This window comes from Mycolicibacterium madagascariense (assembly GCF_010729665.1).
GTDB classification, from domain to species: domain Bacteria; phylum Actinomycetota; class Actinomycetes; order Mycobacteriales; family Mycobacteriaceae; genus Mycobacterium; species Mycobacterium madagascariense.
In genome coordinates this window covers 187,809-209,981 of the sequence record NZ_AP022611.1, presented here as the reverse complement: position 1 = coordinate 209,981, position 22,173 = coordinate 187,809, and the positions used below count along the sequence as shown (strand labels likewise).

General features: G+C 66.9%; 26 protein-coding genes. 13 read left to right on the top strand and 13 right to left on the bottom strand.

Translation table 11 applies throughout. The features are described from left to right. Positions 1-202 precede the first annotated feature (202 nt). On the top strand, positions 203-682 hold the full coding sequence (locus tag G6N60_RS28800; RefSeq protein WP_246241430.1) for a hypothetical protein: 480 nt from the start codon (positions 203-205) through the stop codon (positions 680-682). Positions 683-755: 73 nt separating this feature from the next. On the opposite strand, the gene G6N60_RS28040 is transcribed toward G6N60_RS28800, so the two are convergent. The 5 genes from G6N60_RS28040 to G6N60_RS28020 form a co-directional block, all read right to left on the bottom strand. Next, positions 756-1,301 (bottom strand): hypothetical protein, encoded by a 546-nt coding sequence (locus tag G6N60_RS28040; RefSeq protein WP_246241428.1) that lies wholly within the window; start codon positions 1,299-1,301, stop codon positions 756-758. Between the two features lie 167 nt (positions 1,302-1,468). Beyond that, complete coding sequence (locus G6N60_RS28035; RefSeq protein ID WP_163744935.1) at positions 1,469-1,729, bottom strand: hypothetical protein; 261 nt, start codon at positions 1,727-1,729, stop codon at positions 1,469-1,471. Beyond that, a complete protein-coding gene (locus G6N60_RS28030; RefSeq protein ID WP_163744932.1) occupies positions 1,726-2,238 on the bottom strand; it encodes a hypothetical protein in 513 nt (170 codons plus the stop codon). Before G6N60_RS28030 ends, G6N60_RS28035 begins: the two co-directional genes overlap by 4 nt. 241 nt (positions 2,239-2,479) lie before the next feature. Continuing rightward, positions 2,480-2,848, bottom strand: coding sequence for a hypothetical protein (locus G6N60_RS28025; RefSeq protein ID WP_163744931.1), 369 nt, complete (start codon positions 2,846-2,848; stop codon positions 2,480-2,482). Next, positions 2,841-3,122, bottom strand: a complete 282-nt coding sequence (locus G6N60_RS28020) for a hypothetical protein (RefSeq protein ID WP_246241426.1) — start codon at positions 3,120-3,122, stop codon at positions 2,841-2,843. Before G6N60_RS28020 ends, G6N60_RS28025 begins: the two co-directional genes overlap by 8 nt. 503 nt (positions 3,123-3,625) lie before the next feature. Here G6N60_RS28020 and G6N60_RS28015 point away from each other — a divergent pair. Continuing rightward, positions 3,626-4,264: a helix-turn-helix domain-containing protein gene (locus tag G6N60_RS28015; RefSeq protein WP_246241424.1), complete on the top strand. Its 639-nt coding sequence runs from the start codon at positions 3,626-3,628 to the stop codon at positions 4,262-4,264. Positions 4,265-4,283: 19 nt separating this feature from the next. Here the strand turns inward: G6N60_RS28015 and G6N60_RS28345 are convergent, their stop codons facing one another. From G6N60_RS28345 to G6N60_RS27985, 6 genes are all read right to left on the bottom strand, one after another. Next, entirely contained in the window at positions 4,284-5,375 is a 1,092-nt protein-coding gene (locus tag G6N60_RS28345) for a VldE C-terminal domain-containing protein (RefSeq protein WP_163744927.1), read from the bottom strand. Positions 5,376-5,448: 73 nt separating this feature from the next. Beyond that, positions 5,449-6,483 (bottom strand): C40 family peptidase, encoded by a 1,035-nt coding sequence (locus G6N60_RS28005; RefSeq protein WP_246241422.1) that lies wholly within the window; start codon positions 6,481-6,483, stop codon positions 5,449-5,451. Between the two features lie 66 nt (positions 6,484-6,549). Further along, positions 6,550-7,689: a lysozyme family protein gene (locus G6N60_RS28340; RefSeq protein WP_163744925.1), complete on the bottom strand. Its 1,140-nt coding sequence runs from the start codon at positions 7,687-7,689 to the stop codon at positions 6,550-6,552. 564 nt (positions 7,690-8,253) lie between these two features. Further along, positions 8,254-9,165 carry a ParB/RepB/Spo0J family partition protein gene (locus tag G6N60_RS27995; protein WP_163744923.1) on the bottom strand — a complete coding sequence of 304 codons (912 nt, stop codon included), beginning with the start codon at positions 9,163-9,165 and terminating at the stop codon, positions 8,254-8,256. Next, on the bottom strand, positions 9,165-9,881 hold the full coding sequence (locus tag G6N60_RS27990; protein ID WP_163744920.1) for a ParA family protein: 717 nt from the start codon (positions 9,879-9,881) through the stop codon (positions 9,165-9,167). The genes G6N60_RS27995 and G6N60_RS27990 overlap by 1 nt, the downstream gene beginning before the upstream one ends. 674 nt (positions 9,882-10,555) lie before the next feature. Next, entirely contained in the window at positions 10,556-10,891 is a 336-nt protein-coding gene (locus G6N60_RS27985) for a helix-turn-helix domain-containing protein (protein WP_246241420.1), read from the bottom strand. A gap of 116 nt (positions 10,892-11,007) precedes the next feature. On the opposite strand from G6N60_RS27985, the gene G6N60_RS28420 reads away from it, so the two are divergent. Beyond that, a complete protein-coding gene (locus tag G6N60_RS28420) occupies positions 11,008-11,262 on the top strand; it encodes a hypothetical protein (protein ID WP_220100385.1) in 255 nt (84 codons plus the stop codon). A 219-nt stretch (positions 11,263-11,481) separates the two neighbouring features. Then, positions 11,482-12,348, top strand: a complete 867-nt coding sequence (locus G6N60_RS27980; RefSeq protein WP_246241418.1) for a DUF2637 domain-containing protein — start codon at positions 11,482-11,484, stop codon at positions 12,346-12,348. A gap of 239 nt (positions 12,349-12,587) precedes the next feature. Here G6N60_RS27980 and G6N60_RS28795 read toward each other — a convergent pair whose 3' ends face one another. Together G6N60_RS28795 and G6N60_RS27970 are read right to left on the bottom strand one after the other, a co-directional pair. Continuing rightward, the gene (locus tag G6N60_RS28795; protein ID WP_246241447.1) at positions 12,588-12,779 is read right to left on the bottom strand and encodes a hypothetical protein; all 192 of its coding nucleotides are present in this window, start codon (positions 12,777-12,779) and stop codon (positions 12,588-12,590) included. Between the two features lie 1,196 nt (positions 12,780-13,975). Continuing rightward, a complete protein-coding gene (locus tag G6N60_RS27970) occupies positions 13,976-14,395 on the bottom strand; it encodes a hypothetical protein (RefSeq protein ID WP_163744918.1) in 420 nt (139 codons plus the stop codon). A 320-nt stretch (positions 14,396-14,715) separates the two neighbouring features. On the opposite strand from G6N60_RS27970, the gene G6N60_RS27965 reads away from it, so the two are divergent. From G6N60_RS27965 to G6N60_RS28785, 9 genes are all read left to right on the top strand, one after another. Further along, complete coding sequence (locus tag G6N60_RS27965) at positions 14,716-14,862, top strand: hypothetical protein (RefSeq protein ID WP_163744916.1); 147 nt, start codon at positions 14,716-14,718, stop codon at positions 14,860-14,862. A gap of 101 nt (positions 14,863-14,963) precedes the next feature. Further along, complete coding sequence (locus G6N60_RS27960) at positions 14,964-16,721, top strand: DUF4226 domain-containing protein (protein WP_163744914.1); 1,758 nt, start codon at positions 14,964-14,966, stop codon at positions 16,719-16,721. Positions 16,722-16,754: 33 nt separating this feature from the next. Then, positions 16,755-17,069 (top strand): type VII secretion target, encoded by a 315-nt coding sequence (locus tag G6N60_RS27955; RefSeq protein ID WP_163744912.1) that lies wholly within the window; start codon positions 16,755-16,757, stop codon positions 17,067-17,069. A 34-nt stretch (positions 17,070-17,103) separates the two neighbouring features. Continuing rightward, positions 17,104-17,376, top strand: coding sequence for a DUF2694 domain-containing protein (locus G6N60_RS27950; protein WP_246241416.1), 273 nt, complete (start codon positions 17,104-17,106; stop codon positions 17,374-17,376). Positions 17,377-17,384: 8 nt separating this feature from the next. Next, the gene (locus G6N60_RS27945) at positions 17,385-19,175 is read left to right on the top strand and encodes a hypothetical protein (RefSeq protein ID WP_163744909.1); all 1,791 of its coding nucleotides are present in this window, start codon (positions 17,385-17,387) and stop codon (positions 19,173-19,175) included. Continuing rightward, a complete protein-coding gene (locus G6N60_RS27940; protein ID WP_163744906.1) occupies positions 19,172-19,576 on the top strand; it encodes a YbaB/EbfC family nucleoid-associated protein in 405 nt (134 codons plus the stop codon). Before G6N60_RS27945 ends, G6N60_RS27940 begins: the two co-directional genes overlap by 4 nt. A gap of 82 nt (positions 19,577-19,658) precedes the next feature. Next, positions 19,659-20,339 carry a hypothetical protein gene (locus tag G6N60_RS27935; RefSeq protein ID WP_246241414.1) on the top strand — a complete coding sequence of 227 codons (681 nt, stop codon included), beginning with the start codon at positions 19,659-19,661 and terminating at the stop codon, positions 20,337-20,339. Positions 20,340-20,354: 15 nt separating this feature from the next. After that, positions 20,355-20,699 carry a hypothetical protein gene (locus tag G6N60_RS27930; RefSeq protein ID WP_163744904.1) on the top strand — a complete coding sequence of 115 codons (345 nt, stop codon included), beginning with the start codon at positions 20,355-20,357 and terminating at the stop codon, positions 20,697-20,699. Positions 20,700-21,112: 413 nt separating this feature from the next. Next, a complete protein-coding gene (locus G6N60_RS28785) occupies positions 21,113-21,313 on the top strand; it encodes a hypothetical protein (RefSeq protein WP_246241412.1) in 201 nt (66 codons plus the stop codon). Positions 21,314-22,173: the final 860 nt, after the last annotated feature.

Sequence of the window (22,173 nt, the reverse complement as noted above, 5' to 3'; positions counted from 1 at the left end):
GCCGGATCTGCGCTGAGGGGTAGAGCAGCGCGGCGATGGCCGCGGTGATGTCGTCGGCTTCGACGCCGACGACGGTGGCGCCCTCGGGTGCGTGGCCGATGAATGTGCCGCTGCCGCAGCCGGGTTCGAGCACCGGGCCACCGGAGAAACCCGCCGCGCCTAGTGCATCCCAGACCGCCGACACCACGGCGGGGTCGGTGTAGTGCGCATTGAGGATCGACGCCTGGGCGCGACGGTACTGCTCGGGGGTGAGCAGGCCGGCCAACTGAGCGCGTTCGGCGGCGAAGTCGTCCGCGCGCGGATCGAACATCTGGGGGATGGCCCCCCATCCCGACCAGGCGGCCAGGGTGCGCTGCTCGGGCAGGGTCGCAGGGCGGCCGGCGTCGCGCAGGGCGTGCACGAGTTCGATGGCGGCGATGTTCGCGCGGGCACGCGCCTTGGCCCCGGAAGGCACCAAAACGTCGGTGCTGGCGGGAAAGTCGGCGGCGCTGCGGAACTCATCGGGTGCCGGCTCCGGTTCCGGTGGCGGGGTCGGCGCGGCGACGGCCGCGGGCACCGCGAGTGCGGGCGTGGCCTCGCTGCGGTCGTCTGCGAGGTCCTCGATCGTCAGTTCGGAAGGTGCCGCGGCGGCCGCGTCGTCAACGAAATCGTCAACCACGTCGGTGAGGTTGTCGAAGAGTGAGACCTGGGGGCCTACCGCTCGGGTAGGCCGTCCGCGTGCAGGTCGCGCAAGATCATCTGCGCCAGTTCGGCGGTCAAGGGTCCTCGGGGTGGCCGGGTAGTTCCAGAGCGTCCTCGGCCCGCGCCGCCATCAGGTATCCCGCCTTGATCCGAAATGGACCCGAATAGTCCGGGGCCGGCCACAGGTGGTCGATCAGTGCTTCGAGGTCCTCGTTGGGCTCGCTCTGCAGGGCCGGAATCGTCCAGCGCTGCTCCCAGCTGAGGTCCGCTGGGTTCGGCGCCTGGTCCGCGGTCTCCAACTCCGAGCTGGTCTCGTCGGTCTCGATCAGTTCGTAGAGTTCGTTGTTCAGCACTGTTCGCGCTGCCTGCTCCCGCGCCGCCTGCAGCAACGCCACTTTGGTCGCGTGATTGGGCGTCTGGCCGTTGCGCTGGCGGCTCCACGCCACGAGGGCTTTCTCCCACAGTTCCTCGGCCATGCTGGCCGCCATCGAACTGATCTTGTCCGCCTCGGCCGTCAGGAACTCGTTGCGACGTTCCGGGGTCCATTCCTCGGGCAGGCTCAGATCGGTCGAGTAGACCGTCGTCACCGCCTTGAGGATCTCCGGGTCGATCACCGTCACCGCCTGCGTCGTCGAGGATGCTGAACAGATCCGGCTGGTTCGGGTCCGGCTTGCTGTTGCGGGCCATATTGTCCTCTCCTGACTGACAGTGGCGGGGTCTGGGTAGCCCCGGACGGCGAAGAACGCCCGTAGCCGCCGGTCGTTGATGCCCATCGGCGCCCCCGGCGTCATGGCCGTTCGCCCACGCCGATGTCGACGTCGATCAGCGGAACGCCGGGCCGGCATCCCTGCCGTGCTGCGTGGGTGAGCGCGTCGAGGACGCTGAGCGAACGCAGCAGCCGGCCTCGCCCCGCCCAGCCGCAGCTGCACCGCGCGTACCGGCTGAAATATCCGGTGACGAGCACCCGCACCACGGCGGGAGGCTCGCTGCGCGGCGACGGCGGCGCGCACAACGGGGTGCGGCGCTCGGTGCTGATATTGGTGGTCATGCGGTCGTACTCCTGGTTTTCGGGGCGGGGCCGGTGAGGTATTCGCCGCATCCGCCGGAGCCGAACTGCGTCCACGGCACGAACGCAGGCGGCCCGGCCGGGCGTGGACACCAAAAGCCCCAGGATCGGCACCGCGGGCCGGTGAGGATCACCGTCGTGACCGGGTACCCGAGCAGCTCCACGCGGTGCCGGGAGCTGGCGCGGCGCAGCGCCACCGATCCGGGCCCACGCACCACGGTGCGGTGTTGGCCGACCTCCCGGTAGCGCCCGTGAATCACGATGGACACGAAATGCCACGGATGGTCGTGCGGGACACTGGGATCGGATTGGCAGAAGCGGTGCCGGTAGATGTTGAGGATCGGGTTGTGTGGGATGAGGAACCACCGCAGCAGGTAGGGATCGGCGGGGTCGTCTCCGATGACCTGGTGTGGGCGGCCCGACAGCAGAATCCGCAGCCACTGCCCGATCGACAGGGGCTGCTCGTCGCCAGCCCTGCCGGTGCCGGTCATGACGCGCCTCGTTGAGCTGCGCCGCACGTGCATCCGCCCCCGGCGAGCGTCCAGTAGCGGACCCGCTTGTTTCCCGCCGATTTCAGGCGCTGCACCGTCCCTCGGGATCGCAGCGCATCCAGGGCGCGGTATACCTGGTCGACGACCAGTGGTGTTGTGCGGTCGCGGTTGAGCCATCGCATGACATCGGTTGTGCTGACCGGACTTCCGATGCGCTCCAGTGCGGCAAGCACGTCTGCGGTCAGCGGCGTCGCCGGCATGGGTCGAGCTTCTGAGGCCGGTGAGCGGCGGAGGCGCTGGGAGCGATGAACAGCGCATCCAAGGTGGCGATTTCACGGTCGGCGGCGGGGTCGGCCGTGGCAACCCAGGCCCGGCGGCATGTGGCGGTGTCGGCCGCGGCGACGGCGCCTTCGTTTTGCAGGCAGCGCAGTAGCCGGTAGATGGTCTCCTGGGTCGGCGGCAGTGGGTGCGCGCTTCCCGGCACGGCCACCGGCGGTGCGCCCTGGCGCAGCTGCGTTGTGGTCAGCGGGTGCACCGAGCAGCGCAGCGCCGCGACGAGGTAGTCCCGAAGGAGTCGGTTGGTGCAGGTCCGCGGACTTGAACTAGGCACTGGCCGACTCCGCAACGTACGCCCCGGCCCCTGGGAACGCGGCGTGGTGCATGGCTTCCCTGATCGCCAGGCAGCGGCGACGGTGCGGTTCGGGCTGGTGGTCCATGGCCGCGACCACCATGGCCAGCTGCCGCCGCGCGACCGCGTGTTCCTCGACGGTGGCGTGCTCGCCGGGCAGATCGACACCGGCCCAGACGCCATCGGTGGCCTCCAGCGCCAGCGCGGTGCGGGCGCAGGCCTGCCGCAGGGGCAGTTGCCGCAGATCCGTTTGCACTGCTGGGCCTTGCGGTAGTCGAACCAGTCCTCCGGGTCGGCCGAGTAGTTGCACAGCCCGTTCACCTCTACCTTGACCGGATTGGCCACTAGATGCGCCATGACGCCACCTTTCGAGTTGGGCTCTAATTGGTCTTTAGTTGTGCCCTTCTTGGGCATGCGGTGATCATAACCCCATCGATAGGCATCTGTGCAGGCCAAATCGTCAGCTGTCCACAGCTGGTGCCGACAGCGGGAGGATTTCGCGAACGCGGCCAGCCAGCTATGGCACGTTCTTTTATGCTTTGAACTGCGGCTACAGCGCGGCCACGTCATCGCGTCATCAGCGTGGTTACGTCCGGTGACCGCGAAAAAATTCTTCGCAATTCGTCGTCATCAGAAGACAGGTTGCGCTGTAGTTGTGCATTCGTGGTGCAATCTGGCGTGTCCCACGGGTCCGCAGCTGCTGACCACGCACATAGTCAGATACGTGTCTGTTCGGCCTGTATGTGGTTCACTTTCAGTGTGGACGGCGGCACCGACGAGGACGCAGGCGAAACGACGCCTGCCAGCGGTGATGCTCTCGATCCGTCCTTGGCGCGACTGCGGGACTGTGTGGCGCGCCGCCGCGCCGAACTGGGGCTTTCGCAGCGGGCGCTGGCTGACCTCGCCGGGGTGTCGCTGGGTACGGCGACCAGGCTCGAACGGGGCGCAGGCCCTCCGCGAGTGAGCACTGTGCCGAAGTTGGAGGACGCGCTGCAGTGGCCACGCGGGACGTTTCAGGCCATTCGCGACGGAGAAGATCCGCCGAAGGTTCCGCCGCGCGATCCGGCCGGCGGCGTCGATCGCACCGAAGCTCTACAGCAGCGTCTAGCGGCGGCCGGGGGCATGCGTAGCGCCACGCAGTACGGCCAGGCGTTGTCGATCGCCTCGGCCGTCGTGGCGATCACCGCGGTGTGCCTTGAGGTGCTCACCAGCGAATTGAACGATCCGGGCGCCCGCGCTGCCGCGCTCGACGCGCTCGATGCGAACATGCGCAAGATGGAAACCCTGATCGCGGCCAGCTTGCCCGACGCGGAATCCTTCGATGACGCCATCGCGGTGATGCGCGAGGTGCACGAAAGCCGCGCCTCCATCCAGAAGGCCGCCGAATCGCTGGGATGACCGGCTGAGGACGGGCAGGTCAGTAGCCGTCGTACCCGCCGCCGATGCTGGCGATGTGCACGTGGTTGAAGTGGTTGGCGTTCGCCGAGCCGCGGTCCTCCATGGATGAGGTGCTGCCGTCTGGGTTGTGCTGGGCCTGACGCCACAGCGCGTGAGCGAACCCGAGTTCCTGTGCGTGGGCCTGCACGAACTGCACCACTCGGTCGCCGAGCGCCTTACCGGCCGGGGTGTCCCACTGGGGGATCATCACGTCCAGGGCCAGGCCGTTGGGGTGCCACTTCATCGAGTCCGGCCGGTAGCCACCGATGTCGGTGATCTCGGGGAAGGCGGCGGTGATGGCTCGACTGAGGCGGCGGGTGTACTTCTGAAGCCGGGTTTCGTTGGCCAGGCCCGGACGGTCGAGCCCCGGCATGGCCGGAATGCCCTTGGCCGCAGCGGATTGGCCGGATGAAGACCGTCCGCTGAGCCCGGCCTTGACGATGGGGGTGAACAGTCCACCGAGACCGCCCATGCCGCCACCGCCGCCGAAGGCGCTCATCGGCGAGCCGCCGCCGGCCATGCCGCCGGGCATGGGCATGCCACCCATGGGCATGCCGCCACCGCCCATCGGGCGGGCCCCGTAACCACCACCAGACGCGCGAATCATGTTCGCCAACGCGATGTTTCGTTGCTCGGATTTGGTGAGCAGGGCTTTGGCGCGGTCGAGCTGGCCTTCCAGATGATTGACCAGCACCGTCTTACCCGCCGGAGTGTCGGTGCTCGGGGCGATCGCGTTGACCCCCGCCCTGGTGTCCGAGACCACGTTGTTCATCCCCGACCGACCATCACGGGACTCATTCGAGGCCGTCACCACCTGCGGCCCCACCCCCCGATCAGCGCCGACCACGTTGTCCAACGCCGCGACCCCATTGCCACCGGCGGTCTTATAGCCCTCTCCCCCACCACCACTCCAGCTCGCCGGCACCGTGTCCACCGCCGCCCGCAAATCGGTCTTGAGGCTCTGCAACCCGCTCGTCGAAGGCAACCCCGACGCCGGAACCGGCTGACCAAACAACGCCCGCGCACCATCGAGCGACGTCGCCGTGGCGTCAACCAGGCCCTGCAAGGACATGACCGGCAGTATCACCCACCACCCACACCACCGACCACCACCAAACCGACAATCGCTGAGAATCAGCTGTCAGTTAGGCGACGCGGCGTACCTCGATGTGCCCGCTCGGGATGGGCGAGAATTTGACTGTCTGTCCTGCTGTGGGCGCTTCGACGGCCATGGTCGGGGAAACGGCCATCATGACGTGCTCGGGGGTGCCGGGTGCCGACCAGTTGCACAGGATCAGATCGCCCTCTTGGATGTCTCCGCGAGGGACCGCCTGGCCAGCGTTGACCAATTGGTAGGTCGTCCGGGGCAGCCGGATGCCGGCCTCGGCGTAGGCCGCCTGCACCAGCCCGGAGCAGTCGAACTGGTTGGGCCCGGTGGCGCCCCACACGTAGGGGGCGCCGAGCTTGGATTTGGCGTAGGCGACAGCGCGGGACGCGGCGCTGCTGGGCAGGCCGAGGCCCGTGGAGTGACGACCGTGTAGCGAAGCCGAACCCTCGCCGGGGGAGCCGCCGAGTCCCGACAGCATTCCGGGTAGATCACCGAGGCCGGACATCGCGCCGCCGCCCATGCCGCCGGGCATGGGCATGCCACCCATGGGCATGCCGCCACCGCCCATCGGGCGGGCCCCGTAACCACCACCAGACGCGCGAATCATGTTCGCCAACGCGATGTTTCGTTGCTCGGATTTGGTGAGCAGGGCTTTGGCGCGGTCGAGCTGGCCTTCCAGATGATTGACCAGCACCGTCTTACCCGCCGGAGTGTCGGTGCTCGGGGCGATCGCGTTGACCCCCGCCCTGGTGTCCGAGACCACGTTGTTCATCCCCGACCGACCATCACGGGACTCATTCGAGGCCGTCACCACCTGCGGCCCCACCCCCCGATCAGCGCCGACCACGTTGTCCAACGCCGCGACCCCATTGCCACCGGCGGTCTTATAGCCCTCTCCCCCACCACCACTCCAGCTCGCCGGCACCGTGTCCACCGCCGCCCGCAAATCGGTCTTGAGGCTCTGCAACCCGCTCGTCGAAGGCAACCCCGACGCCGGAACCGGCTGACCAAACAACGCCCGCGCACCATCGAGCGACGTCGCCGTGGCGTCAACCAGGCCCTGCAAGGACATGACCGGCAGTATCACCCACCACCCACACCACCGACCACCACCAAACCCAAAATCGGCTCGGGCAGATCAGTACCCGCCCCCGCGTACGGCGTAATTCGCCTGAGGCACTCGCGAGGCCAGGTTGGAGCCATCGGGGCTCACCCCGTAGCGATCCATGACGTAGTTCATCGAGGCGGCGATGTTGGCCACCGGTTCGTAGATGCTGGTCGAGGTGCCCGGCTGGTGATGTCCGGCGAATGTCGTCGGGATGCACTGGGCGGGCCCGCGGGAGCTGTTGGCCGGGGCGCCATCGGACATCTGAGCGCCGTGGGCGTTGGAGTCGGACACGTTCACGACGCTGGCGTTGTGGCCACTCTCGCGGCCGGTGAGCGTCATGTAGCCGTCGTGCCAACGTTTACGGGCCACGGGGTCGGTGACGCCGCGGGCGTCCAGGGCGGCGTCGATGGCCTCCGACATCGCCGCCGGCCCCTTGGGGAAGGTGCCACGACCGGCGAAGCTGACATCTCCCACGGCGATCCTCGCTGCAGACGACGGCGGGGCGGCACCGCGGCCCATGGCGCCGCGACGGGCCGACGACGAGCCCGACAGTCCGGGAAGTGCGCCTGTCAGCCCGCTGAGTGCCGACAGGGAGCCCAGCGGGGACATCCCGCCGCCCATGCCGCCGGGCATGGGCATGCCACCCATGGGCATGCCGCCGCCGCCCATCGGGGCGCCGTAGCCCGATCCGGCGGAGCGGATCATGGTGGCCAGCATTTGGCCGCGTTGCTGGGATTTGGTGAGCAGGGCTTTGGCGCGGTCGAGCTGGCCTTCCAGATGATTGACCAGCACCGTCTTACCCGCCGGAGTGTCGGTGCTCGGGGCGATCGCGTTGACCCCCGCCCTGGTGTCCGAGACCACGTTGTTCATCCCCGACCGACCATCACGGGACTCATTCGAGGCCGTCACCACCTGCGGCCCCACCCCCCGATCAGCGCCGACCACGTTGTCCAACGCCGCGACCCCATTGCCACCGGCGGTCTTATAGCCCTCTCCCCCACCACCACTCCAGCTCGCCGGCACCGTGTCCACCGCCGCCCGCAAATCGGTCTTGAGGCTCTGCAACCCGCTCGTCGAAGGCAACCCCGACGCCGGAACCGGCTGACCAAACAACGCCCGCGCACCATCGAGCGACGTCGCCGTGGCGTCAACCAGGCCCTGCAAGGACATGACCGGCAGTATCACCCACCACCCACACCACCGACCACCACCAAACCCAAAATCGCCCTACTGGTCGTCGGTGGGCACGGGGCGGCCGTCGAAAGCGACGAAACTGCACTCCGGGGTGGGTGCGGGGTCATAGATGGTGCGCCAGCACGTCTGACACGTATACGAGCGATGGGAGCCGACCCCGAGGTCGGCGCACCTCGCGCACTGTTGCGTTCCGACGAGCACGCGGCGCGGGCCGCGCAGCGGGTGGCCCGCCGGACACGACTCGGGTGGGCCGGGCTCTGCGTAACCCTTGCGCGTCCGGATGAGGCGCCGCGACACCATTCGATCATATGTTCGGCGATCTATGGTCAAAATCCACCGGTGTCGCCTACACCCGCGCTCCCCCACCAGGCCGTCGCGAAAGCCGACCGGGTTTCCGTGCTCGCCCCGCAGAACCGTTGCTGCACAGCGTGTCTCGGCAGGCTGCTTCAAGCCTCGGCACATCAAAGATGCGGCTGGAGCGCAGTTTTCCGCGGAAAACCACCCGCCCGTCGTTAGCAGTTTTCCGCGGAAAACTAGCGCTTACTGCTTGACGAGTTTCCGAAGCTGCGCCGCGAGGGTCTTAGCCCCCGCGTCACCAATCTGCGCGTGCAGCGCGACGGCAAGCGCCCCTGGGTCCACATCGAATCTTCGAAGTGCCCGACCCACCGACCGGGATGGGGCCGCGGTCTGACGGTCTTCGCTGCGGCCGTCGTCGCTTTGCCTGCCGTTATCCCCCGTCGAATCGTCTGCGCTCGTTTCCGGAGCAGGGTGTGAACCTCTATCGACTTGCGCTTGTTTCCAGGACGCCCGTTGTTCATCCAGTGGCACTCGCGCCAAGTCTCGCGCCTCGCGGATCGGAAGCTCGCCACTACGGGTGGCCTCCTGCAGCTCGGGGGCGAGTTTGAGGAGCGCACGGCGTTGCGAAACCCACGTCTTACTTTTGTGCAGGTGCGCGGCGGCGGCATCAGCGCTGCCGTACTCCCCCACCAAGCTCTCAACGGCCCGCGCTTCCTCGATGACGTCGAAGCCCGAACGGTCGACGTTCTCGGCGATCACAGCGGTGAGCAGTGTTGCCCGGTCGACAGCCAACTCGTCCTTGATGACGATATCGAGTTCCGGCCGGCCGAACTTGTGTGCCGCTGCTAGACGACGGTTTCCGAGGATTACGACCCATCGGGCATCGATCGCGACATCGGGATAGAGCGCTTGGTAGGCGCCCTTTGTGACGACGACGACCGGCTGCAACTGATGATTGACGATGGACGCAAGCTCATCGAGGTTCCCGAGCGAGTCGCGTGGATTGCGAGGATTGCCAACTAGATCGCGCAGCGGCGCCGACCGAGATTGGCCGGCTTTCGGGACAATGGACGTCACTGACGCACCGTCGATCGTTGACTTCTCGCCAATGGTCTCCGCCAGCGCCGCGAAGCTCCTGACTCCTCCGCGGCTCATCAGTGAACCCCCGCTGCCATCAGTTCGGCAGCAAGGTTGTAGTAGTCGGATGCGGCGTTGGCCGCCTTTCCAGTCTTCTTGTACTGCGTGACGACGACGCCGTCGTTCGACGCGTTCGTGTGAATCCTGTAGTGCCTGATGACGGTCTCAGCCAGGGGCCAACCGCGTCCTCGGACGAACTCTTTGGTCTCGTTCAGCCAGTAGGTGCCGTCCCGGCTGTCGTGATTGTTGATGAACACGCGGTAGGGGAGTGCGCGCGGCTCAAGAAGCTTGCGGATGGTCCGCGCGGTGGGATCGAAGCACAGCGGTTCCGTCAGGATCGGGACTAATACCTCGTCGCTGACGTCGAGAACCGTACGCAGAGCGTCGGCGGAGTGACCGGAGCCGAGTCCGTCGCCCGAGCCGTCAGGGTCGAGATCGAACCAGCCGGCGGTGTCGACATACACCTCGTCGATGCCGGTCAGGTTGTTCAGCATCGCGAGATTCTCAAGCGGGTCGTCATGAGCTTGGATGAGAAAGAAGGGCAAATTGCGGACCTGGTTAGCCCACCAAGCGGCGGAGCCCTGGGGGTCGATCGAGATTGCGGCAACCCGTGGATCGGCGTCATCCGGCAGGCCCGCATTCAAGACCTCGGCGCGAACCGCCGCCAGGTTGACGGCCGCCGTGCTCTTGCCAACTCCACCTTTTTGGTTGAGAAGCGTGATGACTCTGGACATGGTGACAGCTCCCTAAATTCGCGCGGAGGGGCGGGCAGTGGGCCACGGAGAGTGGATGCCTGCGAGGTTACTTCCGCGGGGTGAAAACGACGCGGCGACACGCGCATACCCCGGTAACGTTTCCGGCGAGTTTTCCGCGGAAAACTCGCTCTTCGTCGGCCAGGCGACGCGCCCGTGCGCCGGGCCGCGAGAAGCGCGCGCGAGCCGGAATACGCCCTTGAACTGCGCGTTTACAGCGGTTTTCCGCGGAAAACTGTTGCGTGAGACCAGTTTTCCGCGGAAAACTCATCCCGGCGGCGCATCCCGTCCGGCGTGGGTTGGGGACGGATTGGGTGTCGTGATCTCGCCTCGCAGCGGACTTCTAAACTTGCCCCGCACGGTAAGCCGAACGCGCGACGTGAGGGTTGCGGGAGTAACAGACTGGACCGTGGGGCGGCGAGGAGCGTGACGTCCCGCTCAGGTCATGCTCTTGGCTTCTCGGGAGGGCGACTGTTGTGTCAGGAGTGGGGGAGCCAGCGGTGAGACGGGGCGATTCGTCGGCGCCCTTCGGCTCGGCAGTGTGGGGGAGACGCTGCGCCCCTCATGCCGCCGCTATGCGCCGGGGGCCTGCCGGCAACCATTGGCGCAGAACTCCGACGCGCGAGGCGACACGGAGTGATTGTGGGGCAGCCCACTCAGGGTTGAAGTGTGGTGTCCGCAGGAAGGTCCGCGGCCAATGCTTGGCTCAGCAGCTCGAGCGCCGCGTCCCAAATGGGATGCGGATTCCTGCGGTAGTAAACGCGCCCCATGCCGTCTTGGCGGGTGATGAGGCCAGCTTCGACCAGATCTCTGAGCGGCAATTGAACCGCACTCTGTGCCGAGAATCCGAGTTCGGCCGCCAGGTCGCTGGGGTTCACAAGGCCGTCGCCCTGGGCGATGGCGGCCATGGTCGACAGCCGGTGTTTCTGTCCGAACACAACAGCGGAGAGCTTTTGCACTCGCGCCGACTGTGCGTAAGACACGCGTGACATGCTATTACAGGAATCCTGTTACAAGAACCTCGTTACTGATATCGTGTTACAAGGATCTTGTAATCGCTGGTCAGGGCACCACGCAAACCCATCTACGAGCTGATCGGAGCGGTCTGGTGACGGACATCAGTGCGAGCGAAGAAGCAGCTGGCCGCCGACGCAACTGGCGGCACCGAGAGAATCGTGCCTCGACCAAGTTCGTCACCAAGCGTGTGAGCGAAGAAGACCATCTCGCGCTTACGCGGTATGCCGAGGCCAGCGGGGTCAAGGTTGCGGAACTGCTTGCGCCGGCGGTAGAGGAACTGATCGCGCGAGCCCACCAATTCTGCGCCCAGGACGGGGCCCCACAACGTTCGCTGAGAGTTTCGTGACACCCCTCTGACGTTGCTGCGGTCCGCCCAGGCTGACCGGTTCTGGGATTCACGCGTGCCTCCCGAGTCTGTGTTTGAGGCCGAATGTGCCGCTGGTCGTGGACAACTCGGAACCTAGTAAACGATGCTGCGCTGTGACGACCCTGGGTGCCTCTCTTGCTACCAGCAGTGTGTCTGCCCAGGTCGGCTCTGGTTGATCAGACGGCTACGGAGACCTTCATGACGGCATTGCTAACCGACGTCTCGACCCACACACCCTCGGGCAGTGTCCTGCTTGAGCGTGATGGCGGGCAAGAGACGATGGTGGTTCCTTCCGCTGCGGGCGCGCCGCCCTCAACGGCTTCCACCGCGGACCGACGAAGCCAGCTGGCGACTCGGTTATCGCTCGTTCGGATAACTCGCGCGACAGCTGTCGCGATAACTGTGCTCGTCGGGGTGTTCAGCTTTGCGTTGTCCTTCTCGTCGTTGGCGGACCTCGCGGCGCGAACAGTGTGGCCAGACAAGCTCGCCTGGCTCTGGCCGGTCATCATCGACGGAACGATCGTGCTTGCGACGATGGCATTGGTGGCTTTTTCTGCGTACCCGGAACAGGGCCGGGCCCGCCGATACTTCTGGACACTTCTGACAATTGGTGCGGCGGTAAGTGTGACCGGCAATGGCGTGCACGCCATGCTGCCTAATGGCCGGCTGCCCGAACAACCTCTCGGTTCCTGGGGTGCTGCCGCAGTCGCATGTGTTCCGCCCCTGGCTTTGGTCCTCGTCACGCATGGGCTTTCGATACTGTGGCGCTTCACTCCATACGAGCATCTCGACGAGACGGCGCAACGACAAGACCAAGCGATGGCCCTCGCCGCCGAACGCGTCGAACGATGGGATGCAGTCGCCGCGGAAATACACGAGCGTGGACAACTCACGACGTATCCGACCGCCAAGATCGCCGATGCCCTCAGGCTTTTGCACGATACCCAGCCACCTCTGGCGCTGCGCCAAATCGGACAGCAACTTGATCTGCGCCATGACGCGGTGGCCCGTATCCGAGACGCCGCCAAGGCAGTTCTCGATGAGCAGGCGGGGCCGCCAAAGTAACAAGGACGGTGAGGTGTTCGCTTGAGGCGGGGCATCCGAGCTGGCTTTTGCCCTGACGCATTGGGGAGTGTCGACCGCGGGCGCGCCTCGGTCGCGGACCGGTGCGGCGTCGCGGTGATGGGCCGGCTGCGCCTCACGGCATCTCGCGATCACGTGCGGAACACCCCGCGGCGGGTCGCCCGTCGCGGGCGACCCGATGGGGGAGCCGTCTATCTCCCAACGTGGCTGTCTGCACCTGGTTACGACCACCGCCGCCGCTTGAGCTTGAATGCCTCGCGGAATGCGCGGTATTCGGCATGTCCCGGCCCGTTGAGCGCTTCTAGGGCCTCCTGGCGACGTCTGGCAGAGTCCTGCCGGTCAACCTCGCGCTGGAGCGCCTGCTGGGCGCGCTGAGCGGCCTCCGCAGCGGCCGCTGCCTCGGCGTAAGCCATGGGCCGCACCTCTAGGTCGTTGTGGGCTGTGTAGGCCGCGAGGACCGCACCGACCAGTCCGATTGGGCGTCGAGGACTATCGGGGATGTGGTGTCCACCCGCCAGCCACTCCGTGACCGCCGCGTTGAGGTCATCTGCGGTCCATCCTGCGCGGGCCGGAGCCGCGAGAATCGCCGCCCATGCTGCTGTGCTGAATCTGCCAGCCCAGGACGGGGCCTTCGGATGTGCTCGCCACTGTCGTGCGAGCTGTTCGCCTTTTTGGTCAATGCCTCGGCGGCGCGTAGCGACGCCTTGCCGGGCGCCCCCGGCGCCCGCGTGGGTAGTAACCAATTTCTTCAAAGGTGAGCTAGAAGTCTTAGGTAGGGACCGTGCCAGGTGGGGTGTCAGCATGTGGATAACCCGATTGACCTGCGGGTTATCGTGCAATGCCCAGACCGACGCCCAGCCGCGGTGCCGGTCACCCATTCGCCACGACGCCATGCGTTCGACGTAGGTGCGCTGCCGGCCGCGGACGACCTCGGTCGCTAGGCCCAACAGACGGAGGCACTCACGTGCGCGCTGGACGGTCCGCTCGGCGAAGCCGGTCCGCGCGGCTAGTGTGGCCACGCTGGGGCGACAGTTGCGACCCGTGCTGCGATCGGCGAACCGCGCCATCTCAGCGGCGATGGCAACCACCGCTCGCTTCGACACCGGGGCGGTCATCTTTCGTCGCACCTGACCGTATCCCTGGTCGTACGCGCTCGCCACAGTGACGTGAGCCCATTTAGTTGGCCCGCCACTCCAGCATGCGATGCCAGCATGCGCATCCGCCTCGATTTCGAGGTTGACGAAGTAGCTGGAGGGAGGCAGCTCCCGGTCGGCAAGTCGCCGGGCGCGACGAACTCGGAGGACTTCGGCGATAGGGGCGGTACGGATCGTGCCACGCCGACGCACGCTAGCGCTGCAGCCGCGATAAACCCGCGGAGATTTGTCCGCACCAGGTGCGGACAAAGGAAGAAACACGGTGCGCAAATCTGGACCAGCGCCAGCGCATGCAGTACCGTGAGATCTGTCGCTCAAGACAGTTCCCTTCGGGGAAAGTGGCGCTTGCGCCACGACCCGCCCCTCGGTTGCCGCCGAGGGGCACAGTCGTTTATGCGGTGCTCACGCCCTATTCAGATGTGTTCGTTTCGCTGGGGGAGACGCCGCCAGCTCCATCACATCGCCAGGGGCAGGCCCTCCTGCTTCGCTGTGGTTTCCGCGCCATCCGAGCTGAGGATGCTGGCGATTGCCAGCGCGTTGTACACCGCGCGGGGCAACCCGACGCCCTCCGCATGCGCGATGAGCGCGTCGGCAACGGCCGGGTGGACTCGCACCGTGCAGTGTCTGGTCGCGCCGCTGGGTTGACCGGGTATGCCGTCGTGGTTCGCTACACAGAAAGCGAGCTGCTGGTGGCGAATGAGGTCCGGGCGTCCGACATGACAGGCCAAGAGGTCCGCCAAAAAGGGCGACCGGTCGAGGGGACCGCGCACATCGTCGACCAAGCGCTCCAGATTTGGCCACAATGCGGCGGTTATGACAACGCGTGGACCGAGGTGCGGGCGACCGCGGGAGGTCGTCGTTGACGATGCGCTCACGGGCCTTGCTCCTCTCCGTTGTTGTCACGCTTCTAGCCTTGACCTGCGACCGTTCTGGGGCCGCTGCGTCCGGTGTTGCAGGTGTTACCAGGCGAAGTCTCGCACGCCGGTGTGGAATTACCGCCATGACACGCTGGTCACGGGTTGCTTGGCCTGCCTGTCGAACAGCGCTGATCTTTACGCACCCTCTTTCAGAAAAGCCACCGACACGCCGAACATCGGAGATCGAATCGTGATCTTGAGGTGCTGGCACCGAGATTGACGACGAATGTGGCTGTGGTGGTGGACCCTTGACTGCCTGCGCTCTTATCGTCCGACGCATGAACACTTTGGTGGCGCATCTGCTGGCTGCAATGCTCGCCGACGCAGCGGATCAGCTGTCGGGCACCCCGCTCGACGCGCGGGTCTCCGTCGCGGACCGCACGACGTCGTGCTGTGGTGAGCCGCAGGCCATGGCGGGTGTCTGATGACCGATCCTTCAACCGTTGCGCTGGTCGCAGCCGTCCTCGGCGGCGAGCTGCGAGACTCCTCGCCGAGGACGCGCATATTCGACGGCGGGGTGAGGTAAGTGGCGTCCTACGACGAGCTACGGGCCGCCCTGGAGCACATCAAGCAAGTCACTGGCGATCCCAACGGGTGGCAGAAGGGCTTGTCGGAGCAGCAGATTCGCGATGTCAACGGCTGGCTGAACAGCCAAGGCGCGAAGATGACGTCCACTCCCACCGGCTACGACAACGGCGGGTGGAAGGACCCTCAGACAGGGGTCTACTACGAGAACCGCGTCGAGAACACCGGGGCTAATCCCCAGGTGCCCGATGTCGACCTTGACCGCATCCGGAAGGCACACCCCGACTTGTTCGATCCGTCGACCAACGCACCTCTCACGCCGGCGCCCGGTGCGCCCCCGCCGACTCAGCCGCACGCCCCGGCTCCGGGGGCGCCGGGCCAGCCCCCGTCGGGGACACCACCCGGTCAGGCTCCGGCAGGGACGCCGCCCGGTCAGCCCCCGGCCGACGACGGCGGTTTGTCCGGCAAGGCAGCAGACGCCGCCAAGGCCGTCGATGATGCGTTGGCCAAGAACAAGACTGCACTCGCCGAGGCCGACGAGGAACTCGTTGACGCAGTGCTCGGCGCGAAGACCGGATCGGACGAGGGCAAGGCGCAGCTGCAGGCGCTGCAATCGTCTCTGGTGGACCAAATCCACAAGTTGGGCCCGACGCTGGACACGCCAGCCGGGCAGCAGCAGCTCAACGACTTCCTGCAGGGCAAGACTCAGGAGATCCTGGGCATCGTCAAGTCGTCGGGGATGGACGCCGAGTCCAAGGCCGAAGTGCTCGATGCGCTCAGCCAGCGTTACGACGCGGTGAAGGATTCCGCCGGCACCGGCAGCGGGCCGACTGACCCTGCGGCGGCGGGCGGCGGCGGTCAAAGCGCAAGCGACACAGGCGGTTCGGCGGGTGCGCCAGCACCGGCCGCCGATCCTGGCGCGAGCGGCGCTGGCGATCCGCTGGCTAGTGATCCGCTGTTGAGCGGCTTGGCCTCCGATCCACTGATGGGTGGCCTTGGCGGGCTCGCCGGACCGGCGATGGGTGCATTGTCGGGGCTTCCCGGCGCAATGGGATCGATGATGCCCGGAATGGGCGGCCTCGGTGGGGGAGGCGGTCTTGGCGACCTGGGCGGCGCGATCGGCGGTGCCATCAAGGAGGCCGCGTCCGCACGCCCCGAGGACCCTGCCGACGCCCTCAAGGATGACCCGGTGGGCACCAAGCCCGAGAACGCCGAGCACAGCGGCGATGAGAAGAACAACGAGACAGCCGCGACCGACGAAGGCAACAAGGACGAGGCCAAGAAGGACGCTCCGGCGACCGAGCCCGCAGCGGCCAAACCCGCTGAGGGTGCTCAGCCCCAGCCCATAGCCGCCGAGACCGGGCAGGTTGCTCCGGCGCAGCCGGCTCCCGATGCGTCGGTGAAGCTGCCTGACGGATCGACGGTGACGGCCGACAACCCACAGCTGGCTCAGGCTGGGCGCCTGGTGCTCGGCGGGGCCAGCCTCGATGACGCGGCGGGAAAGTCCCAGATCACGGTGTTGCCTCCAGGGGCTCCGGTCAATGAGCCGGTCTCACCTAGCCAGTTGAAGATGATGGACTACGCCCAGTTCACCGATCATCGAGTCATGGCGCTGGGCAACGGGAAGGTCTGGCTGAACGGACAGGTCACTCCTGTTGAGGAAATGCCGACCGGTCCGAATTTCCTGGGCTGGGCGCGACCGCAGATCCAGACGGCTCCCGCTGCTGCGCCGGTAACCGTGCTGGCGGGGGCTCATTAGGTGTCCGCACACACAGACGAACGGGGTTAAATTATGAGTGTGGTATTCCAGGCCGATCCCGCTGAGCTGCGCCGTCTCGCGGAGGTGCATGCGCAGGCAATCGACCAGATCAAGTCCGCCCGTGCAGACAACGAGCGGATGACGTCCGAGGCGCAAACGCTGGGTCCGCTGTACCACCAGGTCAAGGCGTCGGTCGACGACGTTGCCGCCAAGCGTGACGCGGCCCTGGCCAGCGAGCAGGACCGCCACGAGAAGATGCGTGATGCACTGCTGCAATCGGCCACCGAGTTCGAGCAGCGCGAGGCCGAGAACCGTGCCCGCGTGACGATCAGTCCGTCTGATACCTAGGGGGCTGGTGTTGGTGTCCGCGCAACAGACAACGGTGGAGGTCTTCGAGGCGACCAGCCACGATGAGTCCATCATCGTCTCGGTCGACCGGCAGGGCGCCTCAATCGGAGTGCAGCTGGAGCCCGAGGCGATGGACCTGGCCGACGAGGAGCTGGCGGCGCGGATCATCCGACTGAACACACTGGCCTACCTGCGTTCCCAGCTGGCGCTCCGGCTGGAGATGGAAGGCAATCGCGTGGAGAACGTGGGCTCGTTCCTGCCCACCGAGGATCAGGTGGCCGCATTCGCGATGACCATTGACTTTTAGGGGGAGACATGCCGAGCACTGGGGGCGGCCCGCGCGTTGACGTGTCCTACGGCGGAATGGCCACTCTCGCGGCGACCATGACCTCAGCCGCCAGTAGCTTGGCCGCGCTGGCGGCGACGCCACCCGTGCACGCCCCATTGGCGCCGGACGAAGTGTCGACCAGCGCTGCAGCGAGGCTCTCTGAGCATGGGACGGTGCTGTCCAGCCGGGCACGCGACGGCGCCGCGGTCCTCGCCGCGGCCGCCCAAGCTGTCGCTGCGGTGAGCACCTACAGCGCCGAGACCGACGCTGCTAACGCCGCCTCGATGGCGGTGGGTGCCGGGCCGGCGGCCGCGGTAGGCGGGCCCGCGACTCCCGCAGCAGTCAAGACCAACGCGGTGGCAGCTGACACGCCCATCGCGCCGATGGCTCCGCGTCCTGGCGAAGTGACAGCCGGGCTCATCGAGGCGGGCAGTAGCAGCACCGGTGCGACCTTTCAGACAGCGTGCCGCGCCTACCAGGGAGCTTTCGAAGCGTGTGCGGTGGCCACCCGCAACGCCCAGGGCGCGGTCGCGGACGCGATCACCGGGCGGACCGGGCCGCAGCTGGCGGCCTCGCTGAATAGGTTCGCGTCGTGGGCAGACCAGATGGCATCTCATTCGGAGACGGTGGCGCAAGCCGCTCGCGACCACGGTGGCCGCTTCGATCAGACCCAGCAGGAAACCCCGCGCACTCAACAATTCACCAATACGCGGGAGTCCATGACGCGTGCGCAGATGTTGATGATGCAGACCGGCGGCCTGATGGGCGCCGACCAGTTCGCGCGGTACGGCCAACACCTGCAACAACTCGACACCAAGGCAACGGCGACCGGAGTGTCCTATCACCTGGGCGAGCTGCCTCAGGCCCCACCGCCGCCACCGCCGGTCACCGACATCGTGCAGGACGGCTCCAATGATGCTGCCGGTGGATCGGAGCAGCCGGGGGAGCGCAAGCCGGGTGACAGCGACGCCAAACAGGGTGCGGGCGGGTCGAGTGACCCCACCACGACCGGCGACGCCGGTGGTGATCCGTTGACGGACCCGATGGCTGATCCCGCCGCGGACCCGCTCGCCGGAGAGCAGGCCGCCTCCCCGATGGGCGGCGACCCACTGCAGCAGATGCTGCCGATGGCCGCGATGGTTCCCTCGATGCTGGCCGGCGCCCTCGGTGGCGCCATGGGCGCGGTGACCAGCGTTCCGCAGCAGCTCATGGGGGCCGCTCAGCAGGTGATGCAGGGCGCGGCGTCAAGCCTGCAGCAGGAGCCGGACCTCGGGCTCGACGACAGCCCGCTCGACGACGCGGGTCTGTCCGACTTCGGCGGCGGACTGGGCAGCGGTGGCGGTGGCGGTGGCGGCGGTGGCATGGAGCCGGCCGGACTCGACACCTCCTTACCTCCAGGCGCCGGTGCCCTTGGCGCGGCGTCGGCGCCTTCGGGCGGAGGACCGGCGCTGCCGGCGAGCAGCGGAGCGGTGAACCCGGCAGGAGCTGCCGCACCGGCGGGGGCCGGAGTGGGCGGCATGGGGATGATGCCCCCAATGGGCGGCATGGGCGCTGGCGGCGCCGCTGGCGGTGACCGGGCCAAGCCGCCCCCGGACAAGAAGGTGGTCCTGCCCTCCATTCCGAACGGAGAACCGGTCAAAGGTGAGGTCGAGCGCCGCCAAACCGTCAGCGTCGACAACGCAGCGGCAAGCAAAGCAGGTCCTGGTGACCAAGCTGCGCCCGGCCGTCCGCGGCGTCGCGTCACGATGCCACCCGACAGTGAAGGGGATGCGAAATGACCGCACCGCAGGAATCGGCCGAGCAGCCGGCGGCAGCGGCGAACGGTGCACGCTCGACCCGCTACGCCGCCGAGGCCGCATTGGTCGCCCGCAACGTCGCGACGATCGAACGGGTTCAGCAGACCCTGCGGGATCTCCGCAAGAAATGGGCCAGCATCGACGTCCACATGGAAAGCGCTGACGGAGATGTCCAGCTGTCGGTCAACCACCACGGGCGGCTGATGTCGTTGTCGCTGGCCCCTGGCTGCACGACGCGCTACACGAACGAGGGGCTCGAGCAGGTGATCAGCACGACCATGCAGGCCGCTGTTGCCGACGCCTACGCCGAGCGCGAGGTCATCGAGCAGCATGCCGAAGAGGCCGCCCGCGAAGCCGCCAAGCTGCTCGACAACCTCCAGTGATGCAGCGCCTGTCGCACGCCGCTCATCGCGGATCGGGCTGCGCTGCTAGCCACATGTCGTCCATCGGCGTTACCGTTGATGCATGAGTGAGGGAACGTCACCGCAGGTCGGACCCGCTGCGGCGGGTCCCGGCTCGCCGTGGGCTCCTCAGCGGGCGCCAGAACAGTCCACGATGGGGGGCTTTCCCGGCGGCACCTACACCGGTGTACTCCCGCCTCAACCGCCCCAGCCGACGCCCTACCCGGCCCCGCCCGTGGCACCCCCGGCCAACCGCACGCCGAAGTCGGTGTGGGTCATTTCGGGCAGCGCGGTCGTGCTCGCGGTCGCGGCCGTCGCGATGGGCGTGTTGGCCTGGACCCGGCCGGATCCGGCGCCGGTCACGACGACGGTGACCCCCGCCGCTCCCGTGTACAGCGCCGAACAGGTCAGCGCCGCCCGCGACGAGGCGTGCGCTGCGTCGAAATCAGTGGTCTCCGCGGTGTACGAGGCCTCGGTACCCCTGGTGGCGGCGCTGCCCAATCGCGACAGCCCCGAATACAAGGCCGCGCTCGCCAACGAGCAATCCGTAGTCCTGGTCGAGATGGAGTATCTGCGACTGCACACCCCGCCGGCCACCCCGCGTGAAATCGCCGACCCGATGGGCGATTACATCGACGCCACCTATGCCGTCCTGGCTGCTGACACCAGCGGTCAAGACCGCAACCTACCCGCACAACAGGGCCAGACCGCGATGGACAAAGTCCACGCGGCCTGCCAGAAGTAAAAGGGGGACACTCCCATGCCTGCCACCGGCACCAAGCCCTTCAACCTCAAGCCAGCCGAAGCCCACGCTGCCAACGTGGCAGCTCCCGCTCTCGTAGCCGAGTCCGCAGTGCAGACCCCTGCAGCCGCAACGGCGGGGGCGGCGGCGGCCACCACGTGCGCAGCCAGGCTGATGTGGGCGCCGCTCTCGGAGATCGCAGGCGATGACCAACTAATGGCACAGGCCCTCAACGCCGGCGGCGCCCGGCGAGTCGCCGACATCTACCAGCGCAAGCAGGACTCCGTTACGACAATGGAGACGATCGAGAACGAGAACCGGCAAGCGCTCACTCTCTTGCCCGGTGGGACCGTGACGGTATGACCACCTACGCCACGTCAGCTCTCCAGCAAGCACCCTCGACTGGTGGTCCACCCGCCACGCCCCCTCGCAATGTGGGTGGGCCACCTACTCGCCAGGCACCGCGGCCCCGCCATGCCGGGATCATCGCCGCGGCAACGGCGTTCGTTGTCGCAGCTGGCGCGGCCGTAGCAACGGCCACCGCGTTGGCCAGCCCCGTCACGCCCGCGCAACACACGGTCAATGTCGTGCCGCCTCCGCCAGCTCGCTACGGGGATATGGAGATTGCGGCCGCTAAGCAATCCGCGTGCTCCGCATGGGATAGAAGCTCCCGTACCATTGCATCCGTTGGGAAAGACCGAGCCGCCCTAGGTGAGAACACAGGCGGATCGAGCAACGACACCGAGGAAGCCCGCGCAGCTGAGAAGCGCACAGTCGTGTCGCAGATTCAGTTCTTACGCAATGAAATCGCGCCTGCGACGCCCCCCAGGATTCAGTCCCTCATCGACGACTGGATTGCGCTGCAGATCGACAGCATGCACAGCGCTGTTGTGCGGGACTGGCCCGCGTCTAACGCTGCTACGGACAAGGGCAACGATTTGGTCGATGTGATTGTGCCTGCGTGCGGGTTGCGCTGATGCCCGCGACAGGGGGCTCTGCGGGATCGTATGGCCCGCTGATCGTTACGCCGGATATGGTCCCGCCAGACCCTGCGCACTGGGACGCCCAGGAGGAGGCGTACAAGGCTGGCGCTTCGACGTGGGACGGCATCCATCAACAGATCGTCACTGACAACGCTGCGTTCCGCGAAGCCGCGGATTCAACCGGTTTCGACGCAGCCCATCAGGCCGGCGCAACCTTGGCCGAAGAAGCCAAGACCATTAGCGAGTGGCACGGTGCTGTCGCTAAAAAGTGCAACGGCATCGCGCAAGTGTTGCGGGAAACCGCATCTGGGCAGGACCAGATTGTTCGCGACGCGGATGCTGCGATCAAAGCGGCCAAGCTTCCGGGGGAGCGCGAGGCACTCGTTACCGCGTACCACGCGCAGGCCCGCACTCAGACAGGCTGGGGAGTCGAGGCAGCCACCGCCCTGCATACCTCCTTTAGGGCAAGCGCTGAAAACGTCCGCGCTTTAGACCTTCTCACCCGATACGGCGACATCCCGACCGGGCCAGCCATCCAACCCGTCGACCATGAAACCTCACCCGGAATCGAGCAAGACAGCAGCGATCCGAGAAAGCGGCCTACGGACCCAGGCAACGACAAGGCCCCCACCCCGGACGCACCGGCCGATCCGACCGGCGCATCGACAACACAGTCGGGGGTTGATCGGGGAACAACTTCAAGTCCTGGCGACGGTGAGACTGCAGCGGCACCTAGTCCGCTTACGCAGGCGGCTCCTGGAATGACGTCGCCGCGCCAATCGACCTCGGCCAGTCCCCTTGGGGGCGGCGGTATGCCGTCTATGGGCGGATTGGGCAGTGGCGGTGGTGGTCTC